The sequence below is a fragment of the Acinetobacter parvus DSM 16617 = CIP 108168 genome (genome assembly GCF_000368025.1).
Classification (GTDB): domain Bacteria; phylum Pseudomonadota; class Gammaproteobacteria; order Pseudomonadales; family Moraxellaceae; genus Acinetobacter; species Acinetobacter parvus.
This window is the reverse complement of the sequence record NZ_KB849212.1, coordinates 312,833-336,351: the sequence shown is the minus strand read 5'-3', so window position 1 is coordinate 336,351 and position 23,519 is coordinate 312,833. Positions and strand designations below refer to the sequence as shown.

The 23,519-nt window shown below is 41.6% G+C and carries 23 protein-coding genes and 3 pseudogenes; 17 read left to right on the top strand and 9 right to left on the bottom strand.

Features of this window, described 5'->3' with window-relative positions; translation table 11 throughout:
• Positions 1-35 precede the first annotated feature (35 nt).
• The 4 genes and pseudogenes from nirB to F988_RS08050 all read left to right on the top strand — a co-directional run bounded on the left by nirB (position 36) and on the right by F988_RS08050 (position 5,105).
• Positions 36-2,582, top strand: coding sequence for a nitrite reductase large subunit NirB (nirB, locus tag F988_RS08060; RefSeq protein ID WP_004682377.1), 2,547 nt, complete (start codon positions 36-38; stop codon positions 2,580-2,582).
• A gap of 11 nt (positions 2,583-2,593) precedes the next feature.
• Positions 2,594-4,213: a nitrite reductase small subunit NirD gene (gene nirD / locus F988_RS08055; RefSeq protein ID WP_004682374.1), complete on the top strand. Its 1,620-nt coding sequence runs from the start codon at positions 2,594-2,596 to the stop codon at positions 4,211-4,213.
• An 87-nt stretch (positions 4,214-4,300) separates the two neighbouring features.
• Positions 4,301-4,492: pseudogene (locus F988_RS14620) on the top strand (hypothetical protein); the annotation flags it as partial.
• Positions 4,493-4,619: 127 nt separating this feature from the next.
• Complete coding sequence (locus tag F988_RS08050) at positions 4,620-5,105, top strand: winged helix-turn-helix transcriptional regulator (RefSeq protein WP_004682373.1); 486 nt, start codon at positions 4,620-4,622, stop codon at positions 5,103-5,105.
• A gap of 15 nt (positions 5,106-5,120) precedes the next feature.
• Here the strand turns inward: F988_RS08050 and F988_RS08045 are convergent, their stop codons facing one another.
• The 4 genes from F988_RS08045 to tusD form a co-directional block, all read right to left on the bottom strand.
• The gene (locus tag F988_RS08045) at positions 5,121-5,432 is read right to left on the bottom strand and encodes a TusE/DsrC/DsvC family sulfur relay protein (RefSeq protein ID WP_004682372.1); all 312 of its coding nucleotides are present in this window, start codon (positions 5,430-5,432) and stop codon (positions 5,121-5,123) included.
• A 70-nt stretch (positions 5,433-5,502) separates the two neighbouring features.
• Complete coding sequence (locus F988_RS08040) at positions 5,503-5,787, bottom strand: hypothetical protein (protein WP_004682371.1); 285 nt, start codon at positions 5,785-5,787, stop codon at positions 5,503-5,505.
• Between the two features lie 11 nt (positions 5,788-5,798).
• Complete coding sequence (locus tag F988_RS08035; RefSeq protein WP_004682370.1) at positions 5,799-6,149, bottom strand: hypothetical protein; 351 nt, start codon at positions 6,147-6,149, stop codon at positions 5,799-5,801.
• Positions 6,150-6,193: 44 nt separating this feature from the next.
• Positions 6,194-6,562 (bottom strand): sulfurtransferase complex subunit TusD, encoded by a 369-nt coding sequence (gene tusD / locus F988_RS08030; protein WP_010589273.1) that lies wholly within the window; start codon positions 6,560-6,562, stop codon positions 6,194-6,196.
• Between the two features lie 65 nt (positions 6,563-6,627).
• Here tusD and galE point away from each other — a divergent pair, with 65 nt between their 5' ends.
• From galE to F988_RS08010, 4 genes and pseudogenes are all read left to right on the top strand, one after another.
• Positions 6,628-7,635, top strand: a complete 1,008-nt coding sequence (galE, locus tag F988_RS08025) for a UDP-glucose 4-epimerase GalE (protein ID WP_004682367.1) — start codon at positions 6,628-6,630, stop codon at positions 7,633-7,635.
• Positions 7,636-7,841: 206 nt separating this feature from the next.
• Positions 7,842-9,236 (top strand): class II fumarate hydratase, encoded by a 1,395-nt coding sequence (gene fumC / locus F988_RS08020; RefSeq protein ID WP_004682365.1) that lies wholly within the window; start codon positions 7,842-7,844, stop codon positions 9,234-9,236.
• 134 nt (positions 9,237-9,370) lie between these two features.
• Complete coding sequence (locus F988_RS08015; protein WP_004682364.1) at positions 9,371-9,862, top strand: hypothetical protein; 492 nt, start codon at positions 9,371-9,373, stop codon at positions 9,860-9,862.
• A 90-nt stretch (positions 9,863-9,952) separates the two neighbouring features.
• Positions 9,953-10,147, top strand: a pseudogene (locus F988_RS08010) (transposase); the annotation flags it as partial.
• Positions 10,148-10,377: 230 nt separating this feature from the next.
• Here F988_RS08010 and F988_RS14615 read toward each other — a convergent pair.
• A pseudogene (locus F988_RS14615) lies at positions 10,378-10,497 on the bottom strand (transposase domain-containing protein); the annotation flags it as partial.
• Between the two features lie 143 nt (positions 10,498-10,640).
• Between F988_RS14615 and F988_RS08005 the strand changes: the two are divergent.
• Positions 10,641-11,669, top strand: a complete 1,029-nt coding sequence (locus F988_RS08005; protein WP_081399038.1) for an IS701 family transposase — start codon at positions 10,641-10,643, stop codon at positions 11,667-11,669.
• Positions 11,670-11,744: 75 nt separating this feature from the next.
• On the opposite strand, the gene F988_RS08000 is transcribed toward F988_RS08005, so the two are convergent.
• Complete coding sequence (locus tag F988_RS08000) at positions 11,745-12,524, bottom strand: ferredoxin--NADP reductase (RefSeq protein WP_004679719.1); 780 nt, start codon at positions 12,522-12,524, stop codon at positions 11,745-11,747.
• A 100-nt stretch (positions 12,525-12,624) separates the two neighbouring features.
• Between F988_RS08000 and tsaA the strand changes: the two genes are divergently transcribed.
• From tsaA to F988_RS07975, 5 genes are all read left to right on the top strand, one after another.
• On the top strand, positions 12,625-13,350 hold the full coding sequence (gene tsaA / locus F988_RS07995) for a tRNA (N6-threonylcarbamoyladenosine(37)-N6)-methyltransferase TrmO (RefSeq protein ID WP_004682362.1): 726 nt from the start codon (positions 12,625-12,627) through the stop codon (positions 13,348-13,350).
• Positions 13,351-13,394: 44 nt separating this feature from the next.
• Positions 13,395-15,173: a type IV pilus assembly ATPase TfpB gene (locus F988_RS07990; protein WP_004682361.1), complete on the top strand. Its 1,779-nt coding sequence runs from the start codon at positions 13,395-13,397 to the stop codon at positions 15,171-15,173.
• 85 nt (positions 15,174-15,258) lie between these two features.
• Positions 15,259-15,624, top strand: a complete 366-nt coding sequence (locus tag F988_RS07985) for a NirD/YgiW/YdeI family stress tolerance protein (protein WP_004682360.1) — start codon at positions 15,259-15,261, stop codon at positions 15,622-15,624.
• Between the two features lie 106 nt (positions 15,625-15,730).
• Positions 15,731-16,390: a response regulator transcription factor gene (locus F988_RS07980; RefSeq protein ID WP_004682359.1), complete on the top strand. Its 660-nt coding sequence runs from the start codon at positions 15,731-15,733 to the stop codon at positions 16,388-16,390.
• Between the two features lie 4 nt (positions 16,391-16,394).
• Positions 16,395-17,729, top strand: a complete 1,335-nt coding sequence (locus F988_RS07975) for a sensor histidine kinase (RefSeq protein WP_004682354.1) — start codon at positions 16,395-16,397, stop codon at positions 17,727-17,729.
• A 91-nt stretch (positions 17,730-17,820) separates the two neighbouring features.
• On the opposite strand, the gene hemP is transcribed toward F988_RS07975, so the two are convergent.
• Positions 17,821-17,991 (bottom strand): hemin uptake protein HemP, encoded by a 171-nt coding sequence (gene hemP, locus F988_RS07970; RefSeq protein WP_004679713.1) that lies wholly within the window; start codon positions 17,989-17,991, stop codon positions 17,821-17,823.
• 161 nt (positions 17,992-18,152) lie between these two features.
• Between hemP and F988_RS07965 the strand changes: the two genes are divergently transcribed.
• On the top strand, positions 18,153-19,076 hold the full coding sequence (locus F988_RS07965) for a thiamine phosphate synthase (protein ID WP_004682351.1): 924 nt from the start codon (positions 18,153-18,155) through the stop codon (positions 19,074-19,076).
• 7 nt (positions 19,077-19,083) lie between these two features.
• Here F988_RS07965 and F988_RS07960 read toward each other — a convergent pair whose 3' ends face one another.
• Both F988_RS07960 and mrcB read right to left on the bottom strand, forming a co-directional pair.
• Positions 19,084-19,656: a tetratricopeptide repeat protein gene (locus tag F988_RS07960; protein WP_004679708.1), complete on the bottom strand. Its 573-nt coding sequence runs from the start codon at positions 19,654-19,656 to the stop codon at positions 19,084-19,086.
• 19 nt (positions 19,657-19,675) lie between these two features.
• Entirely contained in the window at positions 19,676-22,081 is a 2,406-nt protein-coding gene (gene mrcB / locus F988_RS07955; protein WP_004682350.1) for a penicillin-binding protein 1B, read from the bottom strand.
• Between the two features lie 233 nt (positions 22,082-22,314).
• Here mrcB and F988_RS07950 point away from each other — a divergent pair, with 233 nt between their 5' ends.
• The gene (locus F988_RS07950; RefSeq protein WP_004682348.1) at positions 22,315-23,223 is read left to right on the top strand and encodes an NAD(+) kinase; all 909 of its coding nucleotides are present in this window, start codon (positions 22,315-22,317) and stop codon (positions 23,221-23,223) included.
• Positions 23,220-23,492, top strand: a complete 273-nt coding sequence (locus F988_RS07945; RefSeq protein ID WP_004679703.1) for a YeaC family protein — start codon at positions 23,220-23,222, stop codon at positions 23,490-23,492. The genes F988_RS07950 and F988_RS07945 overlap by 4 nt, the downstream gene beginning before the upstream one ends.
• Positions 23,493-23,519 lie beyond the last annotated feature (27 nt).

The following is a 23,519-nucleotide window of genomic DNA, read 5'->3' as shown; positions in this document are numbered from 1 at the left end:
GCTGAATAAATAGAGAAGAATTGAGGAGAGACACAATGAAATTAGTGATGATTGGTCACGGTATGGTGGGGCACAAATTCATCGAAGCCATTCTGGAGAAAGCTGATGATAAACTGGAAATTACGATTCTTGCCGAAGAGCCACGTATTGCATACGACCGTGTACATTTGACTGAATATTTTTCAGGTAAATCAGCGAAAGATTTATCACTTGCTCGTTTCGATTTTGCCGATGCTCATGGTATCGATTTAAGACTAAACACCAAAGCCATTGCCATTGATACCGCTGCGCAAACGGTCACTACGAGTTTGGGCGATGTGCTTCACTACGACAAACTTGTACTGGCAACTGGTTCATATGCTTTCGTTCCGCCAATTGTAGGTAATGATCGTGAAAATTGCTTTGTATATCGTACCATCGAAGATTTAGACGCGATCCGTGCTGCAAGCTTAAATGCCAAGTCGGGTGTTGTAATTGGTGGTGGCTTGCTTGGTTTGGAAGCAGCGAAAGCCTTACGTGATTTAAATTTAGAAACCCATGTCGTTGAGTTTGCACCTCGTTTAATGGCGGTTCAGATTGATGATTTAGGCGGTAAAGTATTACGCCGTAAAATCGAAAACTTAGGTGTAAAAGTTCATACGCAAAAAGCCACTTCATCTATTGAAGCGGGAGAAAGCGCAACGCATGTGATGAAGTTTGCCGATGGTAGCGAGCTTGAAACAGACATCATTCTATTCTCAGCAGGTATTCGCCCACGTGATGAATTAGCTCGTTCAAGTGGTTTAGCACTTGGGGAGCGTGGCGGTATCAAGATCAATGATTACTGCCAAACCTCTGATGAAAATATTTACGCAATTGGTGAATGTGCGCTTTGGGACAATAAAATCTATGGTCTCGTTGCACCGGGTTATGACATGGCGCGTATTGCAGCCAAGCATATCTTAGCTGAAGAAACACATTGTTTCGCTGGTGCTGATATGAGCACGAAGTTGAAATTGATGGGTGTAGATGTGGCATCGGTTGGTGATGCACATGGCATGACTCCAAACTCCCTCAGCTATTTCTATGCTGATGAAGATGCATTGGTTTATAAGAAAATCGTTGTAGATGCAGATAAAACCAAATTACTGGGCGCAGTACTGGTTGGTGATGCAAAAGAATATAACGATCTTTTACAAATGATGTTGAATGGTATCGCATTGCCAGAAACACCTGAAAGCTTAATCATGCCAGGATTTGCTGATTCTGGTGCGAAAGCGGGTGGTAGTGGTGTTGATTTACTTCCAGACAGTGCAACGATTTGTTCATGTAACAATGTATCGAAAGCAGATATTTGCCAAGCTATTTGTGATGGTTCCACCTCTTTAGGTGCTTTAAAGAAATGTACTAAAGCAGCAACAGCATGTGGTGGTTGTGCGCCATTAGTTACTCAAGTTTTAAAGTCTGAGTTACAACGTCAAGGTGTAACGGTTAATAACCATGTATGCGAACACTTCCCGTACTCACGTCAAGAGATCTATCACTTGGTGCGTGTCAATAAAATCAAAACATTTGATGATTTGATTCAACAACATGGTCATGGTTTAGGTTGTGATATCTGTAAACCAATGACAGCAAACATTTTGGCATCGTGCTGGAATGACTTTGTATTGGAACCAACGCACGCAGGTTTACAAGACAGTAATGACTATTACTTAGGAAATATCCAAAAGGATGGTTCATACTCAGTTGTACCGCGTATGGCAGGTGGTGAAGTCACGCCAGATGGTTTGATTGCGGTAGGTCAAATTGCTAAAAAATATAACCTGTATACCAAAATTACAGGTGGTCAACGTGTTGACTTATTTGGTGCGCAACTGCACGAGCTACCATTTATTTGGGAAGAGTTGAATGCAGCAGGCTTCGAGTCAGGTCATGCTTATGGTAAATCATTGCGTACAGTGAAATCATGTGTAGGTAGCACTTGGTGCCGTTATGGCGTAGATGATTCTGTTGGTTTAGCGATTGAATTAGAAAACCGCTACAAAGGCTTACGCTCACCGCACAAACTAAAAATGGCTGTGTCGGGTTGTACGCGTGAGTGTGCTGAAGCACAAGGTAAAGATGTTGGTGTAATTGCGACAGAAAAAGGTTGGAACCTATATGTGTGTGGTAATGGTGGAATGAAACCACGCCATGCAGAGCTTTTAGCTTCTGATCTAGATACTGAAACTTTGATTCGTTATATCGACCGCTTCTTTATGTTCTATATCCAAACAGCTGATCGTTTACAACGTACGAGTGTATGGCGTGACAACATGGAAGGTGGTTTAGATTATCTCAAAGCTGTGATTGTCGATGATTCGCTTGGTCTTGCAGAAGAACTTGAAAATCGCATGGCACATGTCATTGGAACTTATCAAGACGAATGGCGTACTGCGGTAGAGAATCCTGAGATTCGTAAACGCTTCCAAACTTACATTAATGCAAGCGCTGAAGAGCAAGCTGATCCATATATTCAATTTACTGAAGTGCGTGATCAGATCCGTCCATTAAATGAAGCTGAACGTTCAGTTGATCGTATCCCGATGGTAGAAGCATAAGGAGAATCAAAATGACAAATCTAAAAGACATGAATATGCTTCCAGAAAATCAATGGATTGATGTGTGTCATCTTGATGACATCACGCCAAATACAGGTGTAGGTGCACTTATTGCGGGTCAATCCGTTGCTTTATTCCGCGTAGGGAACGAAAAACGTATTTATGCATTAAGTAATAAAGATCCGTTTAGCCAAGCAAATGTAATGGCGCGCGGTATTATTGGTGATTTGCAAGGTGAGCGTGTTATTGCCTCACCGATTTACAAACAACACTTCAGTTTAGCAACAGGTCGATGCCTAGAAGATAAAGATCAAAAGCTTTCTGTTTTTCCAACCAAAATCGAAAATGGTCGAGTTTGGGTAGGTACTGTTCCGCAAAAAACTTATATTACCAATAATGGTGTTTCTCAAGAAAAACTGAAGCTCGTTTTGATCGGTAATGGTTTGGCTGGAATGCGCTGTCTAGAGGATTTACTCGACATGGCACCTGATCGTTATGATGTGACGGTGATTGGTGAAGAGCCTTGGGGTAACTATAACCGTATCATGCTTTCACCCGTGCTTTCTGGTGAGAAAACCATTGATGACATCATGTTGCACCCACATGCATGGTATAGCGATAAGGGCATCAAGTTTATAGCGGATGATCCAGCTGTAAAAATAGATCGTACTCGCAAGACAGTCCATACAGAAAAAGGTGAAAGTGTTGATTATGACCGTTTGATCATTGCCACAGGTTCTAAGCCATTTATTCCACCAGTACAAGGTGTTGACTTGAAAGGTGTGATTAGTTTCCGTGATATTTATGATGTGAATACCATGATTAAATATTGTGAAACTAAAAAAAATGCAGTCGTGATTGGCGGTGGTTTACTTGGCCTGGAAGCAGCGTATGGTCTGAAACAACGTGGCATGAATGTCACTGTTCTTCATTTGATGGATCGCATTATGGAGCGTCAGCTTGATGGGCGTGCAAGTCGTATGTTGCGTCAAAGCATCGAAGAAAAAGGGATTAATATTATCACTGAGGCAAATACTGAAGCATTGATTGGTAAAGATGGTCATGTTAACCAAGTACGTCTGAAAAATGGAATAGTGTTGGATGCCGACCTTGTCGTATTTGCAGTCGGTATTCGTCCAAATATTGCTTTGGCGCAAAGCGCTGGTTTACGTTGCAATCGTGGTATTTTGGTTAATGATACGATGCAAACCTTTGACCCAAGTATTTATGCAGTGGGTGAATGTATTGAGCATCGTAATCAGACCTTTGGTCTCGTCGAACCATTGTGGGGACAAGCATTTATCTGTGCGACACACTTGGCAGAACACGGTAGCTTAACGTTTAAGTCGCCAACCGTTCCAACTCAGCTTAAGGTTAGTGGTGTTGATGTATTCTCGGCTGGAAATTTTGAACCGAAAGAAGATTACGAAGACATTATCCTGAATGATGAAAAACGACAAATTTACAAGCGTATCATTATTCAGAAAGATAAAGTCATCGGTGCGGTACTGTTCGGTGATACTGAAGATGGCATGTGGTATGCGGAATTGATTGCAGATCAAACACCAATTTCAACATTTAGAAATAAATTGTTATTTGGTAAGGATTTTGCAATGAAAAAAGCAGGTTAATCATCTTTGGGGTTTAGGTTCCTTGGTGCCTAAACCCAAACAGAATGTGAAATTCAGGCATAGATGAAATAGATAAAAGGGGCAGTCATAAACAGTATTCAAAATTTAGAACACAGTCGCTCCGATCAAGCAGAAACAATCATTACAAAAACAACATGTCCCTATTGTGGGGTTGGATGTGGTGTTGATGTCACGGTAAATCATAAAGCACAAGGAACAACGGTTCAGGTTGCTGGTGATTTGGAACATCCATCTAATTTTGGACGCCTTTGTATTAAAGTAGGGTAATTTGTATCTGGTGACCAAGATACATTAGTGTATATTTTATATTGATTCACTTTTTAGTGTTAGGGTTCAAGGTGTGGATTATATACCTTATAAGTTTGAAAAATGATGGGTGATAATAATGAAATGGGATGAGATTGGCGATCAGCCATGTTCAGTGGCGCGGACGCTTTCAGTATTGGGTGACCGTTGGACCATGCTGATTTTGCGCAACGCATTTATGGGTATACGCCGTTTTGATGAGTTCCAGCGTAGTTTGGGAGTTACGCGTCATGTCCTTTCAGAACGGTTAAAACGTCTGGTTGAATATGGAATTTTAACCAAAGTTCCCTATGTGGAGCGTCAGGAACGTTTTGAATATCAACTTACCGATAAAGGGTTGGACTTGTACCCGATTATTCTGACAATGGTGCAATGGGCCGATAAATGGATGGACATGGGTTTGGGCAAACCGATTGAATTTACTCATAAAACCTGTGGACACAAATTTAGTTCTAAGGTTGTTTGTTCAGAATGTAATGAACCCATTGATGTAAAAGAGGTAAAGGTCGCTGCTGGCCCAGGTTATTTTGCGTTTATGCAACAAAAGCAAAATAGTGCCTCATAGATCATTTTCAATGATCTATAAACAATTGGCAGGTTTGGGAACGCCAGCCAAGCGACTTAAATGTCGAGCCACTAGACCTGTATTAAACTTTTGCTGTAGCTCAGCATTACTGATTTCAGGGCTTACTGTTTTCATGAGAAATTTGATCAACGGACGTGTTGCAGGTGAATGTCCAAACTGCTGATAAAACTGCCGTACAGCATTGAGAATATCAAAGTGCCAATCTGTCAGCTCTAAATCGAGTGATTTAGCAAGTTCCTGTGCAACTTCTGGATTCCAAATGGTGTAATCAACTAAATGACCGTCTTGGTCTAACTCTAACTGCATAAAATAGCCTAAGTAGGGGCGTATTGTATACGCCCAATAATTTATGGGTATCACTCAATTAACGATATATTCATTTCAACGTAATACAACGTTGAAACTTTAATACTAAATTTGCAAATTGAGCATATTCCAGAATGTTTACACGTTTTTTAAGACCATACTGCAATAGGCTTTGTTCATTGCTTAGACAATAGATATTCGGGTAAGTATCCACAACGGCATCTGTGACTTGTAAGACTGAATCCCCCATCATCACAATATGGTCATCCGCTTTTGCCATGTGTGCTAACTCATCTAAAATTTTATTGACATTGTTATAAGGAGATTGGACGAGAAACAAGGTTGAATTTTTCATGAGCGAATCCCTTACCAATACAGTACATGATCAAATGACTGAATAAATTCAGGATGAATATCAATAAATTCAATATCCTGATCTGTATTTTTGACGATAGCTAATTGTTGATTTTTGCTTTCAACCAAAATTGGGGTTAAATCGTAAAACTCAAAACTTTCCACCATATTGGCGGCAATTTTAAAGGCATGCGTGAACTGATCGAACGCTAGTTGATTGTTCAATAAACTCAGTGCGGCATCCTTTAATAATACTTTGACAGAAATACCAAAGGTTGCTAAAACCATAGTTGCAGACAAGCTTTCATTGACCTGCAAACTGGTTAAATTAGGCTGCGTTAGGATGACGAGTACAGTTTTCACACAATTTACCTTTTAAAAGCAACACGCTATATAAAGAACTTGATCTAGAATTGAATTAGACGAGAACAGCTTTGTACGGCATCAGCAAGTTCTCCAAGCCCAACCAGCTCAAAACCTTGGGCCAGGTTGTGCTGCTGAAGTGAATGACGTTGTGCATTGCTGGCATCCGTGATTCCCCGAGCAAGCGCGGCACTGACACAGACAGGGAGTCGAACGCCAAGCTTTTGCCATTCCAGTTTCAGGTTGCGCTGATCATCAGGAAACCACTGTAAATCGTTGGCAACCTGAACACCGTCCTGGTAAAAGAAGACACGAAATTCCTCATGCTTATTTTGTAATGCCTGTGCTAAACCAAATGCATGCCAGGCCATCATTGAAGTAGGTGCTGAGGTAATTAACAGTAGTGTACTCATGGAACATTCACTATGGTCATAGGCAAAAATAAAGATGGACATATTAAAAAGAAGGTAATTATACAATGATTTTGGTGACAGGTGGTTTAGGCTTTATCGGTTCACATATTGCTTTGAGTTTGCTGGCTCGTGGGCACGAAATCGTCATTGTTGATAATCTGGCCAATTCCACATTACAGACTCTGGAACGTCTGGAATATATTTCAGGCATGTATATTCCTTTTGCAAAGCTTGATGTACGCAACACGCCTGCCTTAAATAAGGTGTTTGAACAATATTCTATAGATGCGGTGATTCATACTGCGAGCTTTAAATCGCTGGAGGAATCGGTTTTAAAACCTCTTGAATATTATAATGATAATGTCAGTTGTATCATGAGCTTATTACGTGCCATGCAACGCATGGGAGTGAGACAGCTTATCAACCTATCCAGCGTGGCGGTCTATGGAAAGTCTGATTCGGAACTTTCCGAGGAGACTAAATTTAATTATCACTATGCTAATCCCTATATTCGTACCCAGCAAATGGTGGAGGATATTATTGCGGATACCTACAGGATTGACCATGAATGGAAGATCATTAACCTGCGGTTATCCAATATTGTCGGTGCCTTTGAGCATGGGGTATTGGGTGAATATGTTGTTCAATTACCGAAGAATATTGTGCCTCTGGCCTTGCAGGTAGCCGCAATGCAACGTGATTGCATTGAGTTGCAAAATCAGGCACAGACTAAAGATGGTACGGTTGAACGAAGCTTCTTGCATGTGCTGGATGTTTGTGATGCCGTACTGGCAGGCTTAAAGTGGCTGGAAACACAGGTTGGCTGTTTGGAGGCATTTAATATCGCCCACTCAAAAACCACCTCTATCCTAGGTTTGTTAGATGAAGTTGCCAAAGTAACCCAATCCGAAATTCGGGTTCAGCCCGCAGTTTATCAACATGAGGAATTGGCTCAACTGGGGGCAAATATTGATAAAGCAGAAAAGATGCTTGCATGGACACCGAAACGATCCTTAACACAAATGATTGGAGATGAATGGCGTTTTTACCTAAATACGTTAAAAGGTAACTAAGTCTGCTATCGCTTTATGATTACCAATACAGTCCATTAAAGCTGGCAACAGGTTTTAGATAATGATTATTATTTGCATTCTTAAGCCATTTGGGGATAATACGGCGGTTTGTTGAATATCCTTGATAAACATTCAATATGAGCTAGCCAAGGCATCTATTTGCTTCAGCCCGTGAAAATTCTTACCAAGATAGAGCAGAGGTTGTTATGCACATACGAATTGAACACGATACCATGGGTGAAATTGAGGTTCCAAATGAAGCCTTGTGGGGCGCGCAAACGCAAAGAAGTTTACAAAACTTTAAAATAGGTCAGGAGCGTTTACCCCGTGCGATGATTCGTGCAATGGGACTTGTAAAAAAAGCTGCTGCCATCACCAATGCAGAACTTAAACAACTGCCTGAAGAGTTAAGTCAATATATTGTGGGTGCTGCTGAAGAAGTCATTGCTGGGCAATGGGATGCTCAGTTTCCATTGGTGGTATGGCAGACAGGTTCTGGTACGCAAAGCAACATGAACTGTAATGAAGTGATTGCCAATATTGCTAACCAGAAATTAGGGCAAGCTTTGGGCGCACAAAAACCTGTCCATCCAAACGATCATGTCAACCGTGCGCAATCCACCAATGATTCTTTCCCAACCGCGATTCATGTTGCCGCAAGTCTGCAAATCAATGAATTACTAATTCCTGCGGTTGAGAAACTCAAACAAACTTTACAACGTAAATCCGATCAATTTGATGATATTGTCAAAATTGGACGTACCCATTTACAGGATGCGACTCCATTAACGCTAGGACAGGAATTTAGTGGCTATGTGTCACAACTGGATCATGGCTTAAAGCGTCTACATCAGGCGCTTGCAGGTTTATATGAATTGCCTTTAGGTGGAACGGCGGTGGGAACAGGACTCAATGCTCATCCTGACTATGCCGTAAAAGCCGCAGAACAATTAGCTGGGCTGACAGGCCTACCATTTGTAACGGCACCTAATAAATTTGAAGCCTTGGCAGGGCGTGATGCGGCAGTATTCGCTTCTGGTGCATTAAAAACTTTGGCTGCTAGTTTAAATAAAATTGCCAATGACATTCGCTGGTTGGCAAGTGGTCCACGTTGTGGTTTAGGGGAAATCCGTATTCCTGAAAATGAACCAGGCTCAAGTATTATGCCTGGGAAAGTAAACCCGACACAAAGTGAAGCCATGACCATGGTGGTGGCTCAAGTCTTGGGCAATGATACGACTATCAATATTGCTGGTGCGTCTGGTAATTTTGAGCTCAACGTGTTTATGCCAGTGATTGCTTATAACTTGTTGCAATCAATCCAGTTGCTTGGTGATGCATGTAATAGTTTCAATGACCACTGTGCGGTAGGAATTGAACCAAACCGTGAGAAAATTGATTATTTCCTGCATAATTCGCTGATGTTGGTGACTGCACTCAATCCCGTCATTGGTTATGAAAACGCTGCCAAAGTCGCCAAAACAGCGTATAAGGAAAATAAGACCTTAAAACAGGTTGCGGTTGAACTAGGCTTGGTAACTGCTGAACAATTTGATGAAGTGGTTCGTCCTGAGCAGATGATTGCACCGAGTAGTAAATAATCATGAGTGGTAGGGGCGTATGGTATACGCCCTTATTGTTTTGAGAGGCGTGTGATGGTTGCCCTTGCGAAGTGTACTTCTCTCCTGCAAGTGCGTACAATATCCGTTTGATTGACTAGACCATTGCTTTTATTATGCTTAATATTTATTTGACAGATACTCAAACTCATATTCAATATTCTGGTCTGTCTCATGAAAATCCTGTCAAGTTTTTGTTGAATCTAAAGAAAATTTTTCCAAGTACGGCAGACCTGTTGTTACCTGTCTTGCCAGAAGACAATAATCTGGAAAATGTGACATGGGAAGCAACGGCCAAAGATTTTGAAGTTTTTAAAAAATTACTAGAGGGCTGGGGCATTATTGAGCTTCGTTTAAGTGCAATTACCACCTATAAAGATAAAAACTTTGCCAATGAATTGGTAAAAAAAGCTCAAGTTAGACGCAAGCAAATTTCCCAGAAACATCCTGAACTCTCAATTATTGCTTTGGATTATATACTCATGCATGAAATTCATGCCTTGATTGATGCGGAATTGGTCATGATTGGGGAAAAATTCTATTTGCCGACTTTACGTGAACAATGGAAAAGTCTGTTTTCAGAGCAAATTCTGCAATGTAAGTTATAAGATGGGTAACGTGAATTCGGGATAAGGACATTGTAAAAGGATAGGCATTTAAGTCAAAATTTAATCATGACAAAAAACAATGCTCTCAAAATGCCTATCGACACACAGCTTACAACACTTTTCTGCCTAATTGATGATTTCTGCACTGATATTTCAGAGCGGGTTGAGCAATACATGCTCACTTGTGGCAAGATTAATCATATATTTGCCGATAGTGCAACTCGGGGGAAAACTTCTGTCGATTGGTTTTATGGTTTTAAGATTCATATTTGCTGCTTTAACATTATATGCTTTGGTGCTTGTAAATGGATATAAGTCTGGGATTCAGCAGATTTTAAAACCGATTGAATTGAAATCTGCTTAAACCGAATTCACGTTGGGTAAGCAGACTTAGGTCTGCTTTTTTATTGACTCATCTTTATAGAACCACATGGTTATTGTTCTACAAACAATTACAAGGTTTTAGTGGCTGTATGTTTAGGCGTAAGCCCCCGCTGAACCCCATGCCTATTTTTTTAATTCGGTTCAGGTTTCCAGCGGTGTGGTAGCAATTCTTCTATTTGGGTCACTTTATGGGTCGGCAGCCTTTTCAGCACATCACTGAGATAGGCATACGGATCCAGTCTATTCAGCTTTATTCGATTTTCTACTTTTAAACTCAATTATTTTTTTGGGGGATTACCTTTCAAATCTTTGTGCAACAAAGCCTATTTCAAATAAAATAGGACTTACGCATTGACGGATTCAAAAAAGTATTAAAATAGTTTATAAAGTATCTGTGATCAGACGAACTAAACATGCTTCTACAGCAACTTGTACATTACCCATTTATATGGGCTTTCTCATGACAGAACCGAACTCTATTAGCTGCACACAACTTGCCGAGACTTATAATATCTCGCATGATAGTGTAAATCGCTTTCTAGAGCGTGAAGACTACACACCTCACGACCTATATCAAGAAGCAATTCAACATATTGATAATAATAAACTTATAGTCAGTATTGATGATACTGTTTTAGATAAACCATATAGTCAACATATGGACTTAGTTAGCTATTTTTGGTCAGGCAAACACCACCGATCCGTCAAGGGTATTAATCTCATTACCTTGTATGCGACAGATCAGAATGGTCAAAATATTCCAATTAATTTCCGAATTTATGACAAATCTGAGGGTAAAACCAAGAATGATTACTTTATGGATATGTTAAGTGAAGTACTTAGTTGGGGTGCAAAGATTCAATTTATTACAGGTGATAGTTGGTATTCATCGACTGCAAATCTAAAAACCATAAGAAAACATGGTATTCGATTTATGTTTGGTATCGACTGTAACCGTAAGGTTTCCCCAGAAAAAGGACAATGGTTTCAACTGCGTTTATTGCCAGATTTCCATCAGGGTCAAGTGGTCTGGCTCAAAGATTTTGGCTTTGTACAATTATTTAAGACTCAGTTAAAAGAACAGCAGAGGTTTTATATTGTGCATCAAGATGAAGATGATTTATTGTCCTTTGAGGGTTTTCATGAATTACATTCAAGTCATTGGAAAATAGAACAATATCACCGAGTGATTAAACAGGTTTGTCATATTGAAAAGTTTCAAGTAAGACGATCTAAACTGATTTTGAATCATATTTTTTCAGCCTTGATGGCCTACGTCGAGATACAAAAGAACCAGTTTGAGGGGATCTTTGAAAATGTATATCATTGGCAGAAGAAATTATTTAGACCAATGATCAAAAACTTCATTGATGACTTTATTCTCGATAAAAATCATCTGCTACCACAGAGAGTCTATAAATAACAGTGCGTAAGTCCTATAAAAGTTAAAATAAAAAACCGAGGTATTACCTCGGTTCTTTTGTTCATCATGAAAAAGTTATTTTTCTACAAAAGCACGTTCAATCACATAATCACCCATAACACCCATACGTGGTGATTCAACCAGGCCATGTTGATCAAGCAGGGCAGCCACATCTTTCAGGAATGCTGGGCTACCACAGAGCATGGCACGGTCTGTCTCACGGTTAAAACGTGGTAAACCGATTTTTTCAAACAGTTCACCAGTTTCAATGGCAGTGGTGACACGACCTTGTGTATGGAATGGCTCGCGGGTTACGGTTGGGTAATAAACCAATTTATCCTTGATGCCAAGCTCTTCAAAAAATTCATTGTTTGGCAATTCATTCAGGATTAAATCCTGATAGGCAAGCTCTGAAACATAGCGAGTACCATGAACCATGATCACTTTCTCAAACTTTTCGTAAGTCTCAGGATCACGAAGCAGGGAAAGGAAAGGAGCAAGGCCTGTACCAGAAGATAAAAGGTATAAATTTTTACCTGGTAATAAATCGTCGTGTACGAGCGTTCCTGTTGGTTTTTTAGAAATCAGGATTTCATCACCAACCTGTACTTTTTGTAAAATGGAAGTCAATGGACCGTCTTGTACCTTAATTGAGAAGAACTCCAGTTCTTCTTCATAATTCGCGCTTGCAATCGAATAAGCACGCATTAAGGGCTTGCCATTCACTTCAAGACCGATCATGACGAATTGACCATTTTTGAAACGTAGACTGGTGTCACGTGTTGTTTTAAAACTAAAAAGTGTGTCATTCCAGTGGTGAACATGAGTAATGCGTTCAACGTTAAAAGCAGCCATTCAAGGTCTCGATCACAGTTAAAAGAAACAGGTTGCTATTCTAATCTAAATTCATTCTCGATAAACTGAATATATTTAATTGTGTTTATAAGAAAAAGTGATGAGCAATTCAGTTGAGATGCCGATTATCGGTTACATGCACTCTCCCTACCGTGAAAAGTTTGGTATTCCGAGGCAGCCAAATCTGGTGCAGGTCGAGTCTTATATCGAGATGGTGGCACCTTATAACGATATTTTGGCATTCGAGGGAATTGAGGCATTTAGCCATTTATGGCTGTTGTGGCAGTTTCATGAGAATAAACAAAATGATAATGCACCAAACCAAATAGCTGGATTTCGCGCGCAGGTACGTCCACCACGCTTGGGTGGAAACCAGAAAATGGGGGTGTTTGCTACCCGAAGTATGTATCGTCCGTCTGCAATTGGTTTGTCTGTGGTGCATTTTTTACGAGTAGAAAAGCAAGGGAAAAGTGTGCGCCTTTATGTAATGGGTAGTGATTTACTACATGGTACACCGATTCTGGATATTAAGCCCTATATCCAGTATTCGGATGCAGTGCCAGATGCAAGTAGTGGCTATGCTCAGGATGAGCCTGTACGTAAATCAGTGATATGGACAGAAACTGCACAAACACAACAACAGCAATTACTAAAGCAGGCTATTTTAAATAAAAAGGTATTCGATGAACTGGAACAGGTGTTATCTTTAGACCCTCGTCCTGCCTATCAGGAAGATGCTGAACGAGTTTATGGAATGTGTTTTGCAGACTTGAATGTTCGTTTTAAAGTCGATGCAAGCAATGTCACAGTCATTGCTGTGGAATAGGCAACTTAAAAATATAAAATCATAAATTTGGGGATTTGACGGTTATGCAAGCGCAGGCAAAATTTGCAAGTTTTTCTTTTTCAATTGATGTGACCTGGTGTCTGGAACAATTACAAAAAGATGGACGGATTACTGAACGGGATAAACTTTTTATTCAAACTACACATCGGCAAAAAGACCAGTTGAAATGGCATCCCTTACAGTGGGTTGCCAATTTTAATTTAAAGGATCAACTTAATCCTGCCACAACCTTAACCCTGAATCGTTTATGTCAGTGGTTAGCTGAAAAAGCCGAAGTTCCCTTATTTGTGATTGATCCACTAAAAGCTGATGTGGCGGCATTAACCAGCGTTATGTCACAGGAATTTGCGGTACGGAATCATATTCTGGCCATTGAAGTACATTCAGATCGGATTTTGATTGGGACAGATCAGCCGTTTTTAACGGAATGGCAGAATAATCTGGAGCGTAGTTTAGCGCCCAGAAAGATTGAACGAGTGTTACTCAATCCTGAGCAATTACAGCGCTATCTGGTGGAATATTATCAGGTTAGTCGTGCGGTCAGTTCATCACAAAACACCAGTGCCTTTGACCGTGATAATAAAGGCGTTGAGGCCTTGTTACAGTTGGGCGATACCCAGAATCCCGATGCCAATGACCAGCATATTGTCAAATTGGTGGACTGGGTGCTGCAATTTGCCTTTGAACAAGGGGCCAGCGATATTCACCTTGAACCCCGAAAAGACAAGGGTAAGGTGCGTTTCCGTATTGATGGCGTGTTACATACCATTTATAACATGCCTGCCAATACACTAACTGCGGTGATTTCCCGTATTAAAATTCTGGGTCGGATGAATGTGGCGGAAAAGCGTAAACCACAGGATGGACGTCTAAAGACACGAACACCAAAAGGTCAGGAAACCGAATTGCGTCTCTCCACTTTGCCAACTGCCTTTGGTGAAAAGCTGGTGATGCGTATTTTTGATCCAGAAGTATTGGTACGCAGTTTTCAGCAGTTGGGTTTTGAGGGGCATCTCTTACAAAGTTGGCAACAACTGACCCAGCATAGCCACGGGATTATTCTGGTGACAGGGCCAACAGGTTCGGGTAAAACCACCACACTTTATTCATCGCTTAAACAACTGGCAACGGAACAGGTCAATGTCTGTACCATTGAAGATCCGATTGAAATGCTGGAACCAAGTTTTAACCAGATGCAGGTCAATCCAAACATTGAGCTAGGCTTTGCCGATGGGGTGCGTGCCCTCATGCGTCAAGACCCTGACATTATTATGGTCGGGGAGATTCGTGACCACGATACCGCCAATATGGCGATTCAGGCAGCTTTAACAGGACATTTGGTACTCTCAACCCTGCATACCAATGATGCGCCATCTAGTTTGACCCGTTTGCATGATCTGGGTGTACAGCCATTTTTGACCGCAGCCACGATTTTGGGTGTATTGGCACAGCGTCTGGTGCGTCGCCTTTGCCCGCATTGCAAACAGGAAACAGCGATCAATGAGCAGGAATGGGAACACCTGACTTTTGACTATATGATGGATATGCCCACCACCATGTATAAGGCTGTGGGCTGTGAAGTGTGTCGCCAAACGGGTTATAAAGGGCGTGTCGGGATTTATGAGTTTATGCCAGTCAGTCTGGAATTAAAGTCCATCATTAGTGCGAATGGCACACTGGATCATTTACGTGCGCAAGCCAAGAAAGAGGGTATTGAACCGTTGCGTATTGCAGGCGCACGCAAGGTGATTGAGGGTATGACCACACTGGAAGAAGTGCTTCGGGTTGTGCCATTAAATTAAGCAGTTTTTAGTTCCTCAGATTCACCTCATCTTGTTTTGTTTTAATGACCACATCGAGATGATCAACAAAGATGAGGAAATTAAAATGAACGTATTTTCTAAAGTTGCTGTAATTGCGGGTTTAGTTGGTGCAACAACATTTGCGGTTGCGAATACGACAGCAGTCAATCAGCAGGCATTGGTGCCTACACAAATCACTACGGTGAAACAGGCATTGACCTTAAAGGATAATACGCCTGTTCAGCTTAAAGGTTATGTGGTCAAGGCAACGGGTGATGAGAAATATCAGTTTAGCGACCAGACAGGCAGCATCACCGTCGATATTGATGATGATTTATGGCAAGGACAGCCTGTTTCTGCCAAAACACCTGTAACCATTATAGGTGAAATCGACATCGATTATAAACCGACCAAACGTGTAGAAGTGGATGTAGATCAGGTGAAATTCTAATCATTGAAATATCATCAAAAACCACATGTTTAGCATGTGGTTTTTTGCTTGTTGCTTATTTAAAAGGCATGATGAATATTAATGGATCAGACAAGGGTGCGGCTTTATGCGAATTTTACTGGCTGAGGATGATGCCTCTCAGGCGGAAAGTATCAAGGATTGGCTGGAACTGGATGGCTATAGTGTCGATTGGGTAGAACGGGGTGATCATGCGATACTGGCGGTTGAGCAGCATCAATATGATTGTATCCTGCTGGATCGTGGTTTGCCTAAAGCTTCGGGTGATGACATTCTAAAAACTATTCGCCATCGAAATTCCAATACGCCCGTCATTTTTATTACCGCCAAAGATGCCATTCATGATCGGATTGAGGGGCTGGATTTGGGAGCCAATGATTATCTGGTTAAGCCATTTAATTTGGAAGAACTGTCAGCACGGGTGCGTTCCCAGTTACGTCAACACCAGACTCAGGCAGGGCAATATTTGACTTTTGGCAATCTACAGCTTGATCCGCAAGCCAAAACCCTGACGCAAGCGGGTCAAGTCATCAACCTGACCGCAAAAGAATTTCAGATTTTGCATAAATTAATGCAAAAGCCAGAACATATCCTGACCCGTGAGCAACTGGAAGAATCACTGTATGCCTGGGGCGAGGAAATTGAGAGTAATGCCATCGAGGTGTATATCTACCAGATTCGCAAAAAAATTGGCGGGCAATATATCAAAACTATTCGTGGTTTAGGCTATCGGATGCATCAGGATTAAGTTTATGAAAGTGGTGTCGCTACAAAACAGGCTGATTAAAACCTCACTGATTAGTTCAGTGATTGCGGCTTCTGTGGCATTGCTTCTATTTGTGGTGATTTCAATCTATCAAACCATGCAGGTTCAAGATGAAATCATGGATGAAATCTCAGATATGTTACTGATTGCTGATCTGACCTCAACATCGGGGCAGCAGATTGATGAACTGAGTGACCAGTTTGATATCCAGTATCGCCTGAGCTACCAACAACAGATTCTGACCCAGTCCGAGGATTTTCAGCTTGAACAACAATATTACAAGTTGTTCACAGGTGATGAGCATTATGGATTTATCTGGCAGGGTCGGCAGCTTTGGCGTAGTTATCGGGCAGAAGATCACCAATCCCACATGCAGGTATTGCTATTACAACCTTTGGGTGATCGCTTTAAAGAATTGATGCATAGCTTTGCTGGCTATTCTGTCATTCTGATGATGTTGTGGCTGATGCAATGGCTCATGCTGCATTTTCTGGTCAAACGGCAGTTTAGGGCGATTCATCAATTATCCGATCAAATCTCGCAGAAAAACGCAGATGATCTAACGCCAATCCAGTCCTCCAGCATTGAATTTAAAGAATTGCAGCCGATGCTGGGGCAGTTAAATCACTTGTTGCAACGTCTGGATCAATCGCTAAAAGCCGAACAGCGTTTTACTGCGGATGCCTCGCATGAATTGCGCTCGCCCTTATCCGCGATTCAAATGCGTTTACAGCTTTTACAACGTAAATATCCAGAACGCGCCAGTGATTTTGATGCAATGCAACAGGATATTAGTCGAGGGATCCAAACGCTGGAAAATTTGCTGTTGCTGGCACGTTTAGACCCTGAACATGCTGAGAACCTGCTCAAGACACATTTTGCCTTGCGTACGGTGATTGACGAGGCGATTCAGGCTCTAACACCCTTTATCAAGCAAAAGGCAATCCAGATTCAGCAGCGGATGGTAGTGGCAGAGCACGAAGATATGATTTTTGCCAATCAACAACTGATTTTTACCTGTATTCGTAATGTGCTGGACAATGCCGTACGCTATACGCCAGAAAAAGGCTGTGTCTATATCACTTTAGATAAGCAGGGACAGTATTTACAGCTTATTCTTGAAAATGAGGGACAAGGTATCGACCCAGAAGTATTGCAGCATTTGGGAGAACGTTTTTATCGTGCGTTGGGAACCAAAACCCAGGGATCAGGCTTAGGCTTATACATTTGTAGGAAAATTATCGAATTACATCATGGGCAAATGGAATTGTTGCCATCTTCATATGGCGGATTAAAAGTCGTGATCAGATTGCTTGTCTAAAGCCTTTATTTTGGTTTCTAGATGAATTAAAAAGCAGTACGCGCTGACATACTGCTATTTCCACGTTTATTATTATCCGATTACTATTATTTTACTTGGTTAAAATCAGACGGTTGTTACGGGTGAGGCGTAGGCGATACTCTTCACCAGCGTGCATAATGCGAATTTCGCGGCCTAAGGCAAATAGGTTGTTTGAATGCAGCATTGGTAAGGATTGAGTTGCATCAGTGCTACGAGTAAATAGGTTAAATGGTGCGTTCATTTGTTATGCTCCGTGGTGTATTATCTAACGTTTTAAATGATAATCATTATCAAATATACCTGTCAACGTAAATTTGAATAATTTACAAAATCATTTATAAGTTTTTTCAGAACGATGTGCAAATTGATGAATGACAGGGATTTACTCTGTAGAGATGAGGGATGTGGACTGTGATAGCAAAGAATGTCATTGATGTTGCGATTGCAATTTTATTGCATAAATCCAAGGTATTGGTGGGGTGGCGTCAGGCCAACCAACATCAGGGCAATAAGCATGAATTTCCTGGTGGCAAGGTTGAGCAGGGAGAAACACCTGAGCAGACCTGCCGCAGGGAAATTTATGAGGAGGTGGGTATTGGCTTAAAGGACTGGCATCGTTTTGATGTGATTCGCCATGAATATGATGATGTGATTGTGAACCTGCATCTATTCCATGCCTATGTACCAGATGAATTGCTGGAACTGATTCACCAGCCTTGGGCTTGGTACAGTCGTGACCAACTGAAAGAATTAAATTTTCCTAAAGCCAATGACGTGATTCTGCAACGTTTGCTATGGCCACATCTGATTAAGGTGAATGAACAGTTGGCCAAACTCCCGCAGCAGGAAAGTCTATTTTATTGGCGGATACAGGATGAGAATATTGATGCGATTGAGCAGCAGTTAGAAACACTCACTGATGAGCAGTATCAAAAACTCATTATCAATTTTGACATCTGCAATCAGCTAGATTCCGTATTTCAGAAAAAAATTAATACCATTCACCTCAAACAATCACAGCTGATGGGATTAAAGAAAGGAGAATTAATTGTAGGCAAACGTTTTATTGCAGCGTGTCATGATGCAGTCTCAGTGCAGCATGCACATCATATTGGCTGTGATGCGGTGCTTTTAAGTCCTGTGAATATAACCGAGACGCATCCTGAAGCGAAAGTATTGGGATGGGAGGGTTTTGCTGAACTTGCTGGAAAAAGTGATATTCCTGTTTTTGCTTTGGGTGGTGTTGCGCCTACTGATCTGGAACAATCCCAAAAACATCATGCTTATGGGCTTGCGGGGATTCGCCAGTTTGAATCAATCCAGTAACAAGGCTCTAAAGTGACTGAATTGCTTTTTTCGCTTCCTGTGCCTTGACTGGATGATTACGTGCTTCGCTGGCACGAAGCACAATTGTCCAAAGCTGCTTTTTCATGGCATTGCTCTGTGCATAGCTTAAACCGCGGCGCGCCAAAGCCTCGGCATTGGCATACTCTTTCCGCTGGTTGGCGATTAGACCCAGATATAAATAGGTTTCAGAAGCCTGTGGTGCAATCCGTTGGGCTTGAAGCGCATAACGTTCTGCTTCCGCAAGTTGCTGACTTTTATACGCGGTCTGGGTCTTTTGCATCAGGGTCCTAAAGGCGGGGAGTTGAGCACCATCATTACTAAACTTCTGCTTCACCTTTTGTTCAGGTACCACCACCTGTGGTGTCACGGTTTGCCGTTTAATCTCTTTTTGGTCATATGGAATGACCTTTACACCAGAAGCAGGCGGAGTCACTTTTTTCTTCTGCGTATTCGTGCCTGCTGGTGGATTAACAGGTTTAGTGGTCGTGACTTTTTCTGGAGTGGCAGTACAGCCAGCCAGTACAAGTACACCAATTGCGAAAGTTATTTTCTTGATCATGTCCAAATCCCAGTAGAAATTAATTTTCAACGCTGTAGCTACCACTGGAAATGATGCGTGTTGGCGTATGATTTGATAAATCATTGTCCATCTGGTTTTCGCTTTCCCGAATATAATTGTTTGTGCCATCATCATGATCATTTTCTGATGTACCACCCTGAGGCATATAGGTTGGTTCAACTTCATAATGAGACTGACCGCAAACCGTTGCATGGCGAGGTACAGTTTGACGAAGCAATGGAATATACAATGCGCCATCACAGCCCTGGGCAGAAAGCTCACCGCTGGCGCTATCAATCCACTGCCATTGAACGTTGTCGGTTTGACGAAGATTTACAGGTTCCTGACGAAGCTGTTTCATGACATTGGTCCAGACTGGCAATGCACCAGAGGAACCTGTCAGACCAGTCACCTTGTTGTCATCCAGCCCTAACCAGACCACAGCGACATGATTGCCAGAATAACCAGCAAACCATGAATCGCGTGTATCGTTGGTTGTTCCTGATTTTCCTGCAAGATTCAGTGATTCAGGCAAGCTCCCATAGGCAGAGCGGCCTGTACCTGAACGCATGACTTGCTGTAAACCATAATTCAGGATGTAGGCGGTGGCGGGGTCAATGGTTTGCTGTACATTCAAACCATAACGCTCCAATAAATGCCCTTTTGCATCCACAACAGTGCGGATAGAACGGGTAGGGTATTTAAAGCCACCTGTGGCAAAGTTTCCATAAACGCTCAGCACTTCCATTGGTGACATATTCACCGCCCCCAGATAAATGGATGGATAGGCTGGAATATCTGAACTTACCCCAAACTGTCTGAGCTTATTTGTGAATGTAGATAGGCCAAACTCGTTCGCCAAACGTACAGTAGAAAGGTTGTATGAATTTGCCAAAGCCTGCTGCATTGGAACCACACCATGCTCACCACCACTATAATTTTTGGGTGTCCAGTTTTTATAACCATCAATTGGAATACTGATGGCTGTATCTTCAATTGGGCTAGCCCATGTATAACGGCCTGACTCAAGTGCACTTAAATAGATGACAGGTTTCAGTAATGAACCCACTTGACGTTTAGCATCCAGTGTACGGTTAAAACCTGTAAAGTCTTGAGTCGATCCCACAGCGGCAACCAGTTCACCATTGTCTGGATGAGCGACAACAATGGCACCCTGTAAGTTCTTTAAACGGGCAGGATTGGCATTCGCCAGACGATCAACTGAATTTTTAAACGCATTTTGCACCTGAATCTGTGTGATTGGATCTAGTGTCGTAAAAATTCTTAAACCCTGATTGGTAATGTCACTTTCCTGATATTCGGTGCGTAGCTGACGACGGACAATATCAAGGAAATCAGGGAATTTCGCAGGTCCTAGAGTCGGTTTGCTCACTACATTTAAAGGACGTGCAATTTCATCCTGATATTCCGCCTCACTGAGATAGCCCATAACTTTCATGTTGTTCAGTACAACATCACGGCGTTTTTTTGCCGCTTCAGGATTACGCCAAGGGTTATATAAAGAAGGGCCCTGTACTAAACCAACCAAATAGGCTTGTTGGGAAATATTCAATTCACGTAAAGGTAAACCAAAATAGAACTGTGAAGCCAGACCATAACCATTGATGGAATAACTGCCATTTTGACCTAAATTCACTTCATTCAGATAGGTTTCAAGAATTTCATCCTTGCTATAATGCAGTTCAATCAATAACGCCATCAGCGCTTCATTGACTTTACGCTTCAGGGTTTTTTCAGGGGAAAGATAAAAGTTTTTCACCAACTGTTGTGTGAGTGTTGATCCACCTTGACGTTTACCACCCGTCACATTGCTGACTAGAGCACGTGCAGTGCCACGAACTGAAACACCGTGATGGTGATAGAAGTTGCGGTCCTCAGTTGAGATCAAAGCCTCAATCAGTGTTTTTGGTACTTTATCTAGTTTAATGAGTACGCGGTCTTCATTATGCTGAGGGTAAATACCACCAATCAATAAAGGTTCCAGCCGTGCAATGCCTGTGCTTGATGGTTTGGTGGAACGGATTTCACCGACCTGCCCATTCAGGAAACCAATTTCAAGCACCTGTTCAGGTTCATTGCTGTCACCATAGTCAAAACCACGTGTATGGACATACATCTGGTTGCCTTGGGTGACATAGCTACCTGATTTTTCATAGTTTGCCGTATTTTTATAACCCAGTAATTTCAGTTCCTGAATGAAGTTTTCCTGAGTAATTGGCGCATTTGCATAGATTTCTAGAGGACGAGCAAATACCTTGGCTGGAATATCCCAGCGCTGACCTTCAAACTTATTGCGAATAATATTATCCAGACGGATCAGATAGATACTAAAGGCAATAAAAACACCAATCACTAAAATGGAAAAAATTAGCGCAAGAAAACCGATACCACGTTCACACTTCATAGATTTGCGTTAAAATCAAAACAATGGGGTTAATGATGCGATAGCTTATGCGCAATTTGCAATCGTAAAACTGTGAATAAATAGCAACATGCAATAAAAACTTTAAGAATGTGTTGACATTAACTGAGTAAAAAAACAACGAATAGACATTTTTATACTTTTTAACAATCGTCAACGAATTTCTGATAGTTAATGATATGATAGTCAGGAAGCGCAGCGGAGCTGAATTATTCGTGCAAATTTCACATAAATCCTTTCGAAATATTGGTTTGATTGGGCGACCAGATAAAGATTCTGTAGTAGAAACCTTATGTTTGATTCATGATCACTTGATCACCTTAGGTTTAAATCCTGTCTTTGATCAGGAAACAGCGAAACTCGTACCTTATAGCCATGGACAGACTGTCAGCCGTAATTTATTGGGCGAAGTCGTGGATTTAGTGATTGTAGTGGGCGGTGATGGGTCGCTACTACATGCTGCACGTGCCTTGGTTCGATACAATACTCCTGTGATTGGGATTAACCGTGGGCGACTGGGCTTTTTAACCGACATTAAACCTGCCGAAGCAATCTTTAAGCTAGATCAGGTGTTGCAGGGACATTTTCAACTGGATCGCCGTTTCCTGCTGGAAATGGAAATTCGGTCTAATGGTGAAATCATTTATGATGCAATTGCATTAAATGATGTGGTTCTACATTCTGGACGATCAGTCCATATGATTGATTTCGAACTCAGTATTGATGGGCAATATGTCTATCGTCAGCACAGTGACGGTTTAATTGTTTCCACACCAACGGGTTCGACAGCATATGCATTGTCTGGTGGTGGACCTATTTTGCATCCAAGTATGGATGCGATTGCATTGGTGCCCATGCATCCGCATACCTTGTCCTCTCGTCCGATTGTGGTTGGTGGACAAAGTGAGATTAAAATTACCATTCGTGAAAATCGGGTTTTACCCATGGTCAGCGCCGATGGACAACATAGTGTTGCATTAAATGTGGGTGACACTGTGCATATTCGCAAACATCCATTTAAACTAAGCTTATTACATCCGCCTGGGTACGATTTTTATATGGCTTGCCGTACTAAACTGGGCTGGAATCAAGATTTCGAATCTTTTCAACAGGATGACTCATGAATATTGAACAAATGCTCGCTGTTTTAAATCCTGAAATTGTTGAGCGCTTAAAAACAGCCGTTGAAATTGGCAAATGGCCAAATGGTATTGCATTGACCAAAGAACAACGTGAAACCTGTATGCAGGCTGTTTATGCATGGGAAATGAAACATTTACCAGAAGAACAGCGTAGTGGCTATATTGATCGTGGTACAAAGGAAGAGGGTGAGGAATGTGATGATGACCATCACAAACATGAACCTGAATTTAAACCAATTCGGTTTGTTTAAATTAAAGACCCATTAAAAACACTGGGT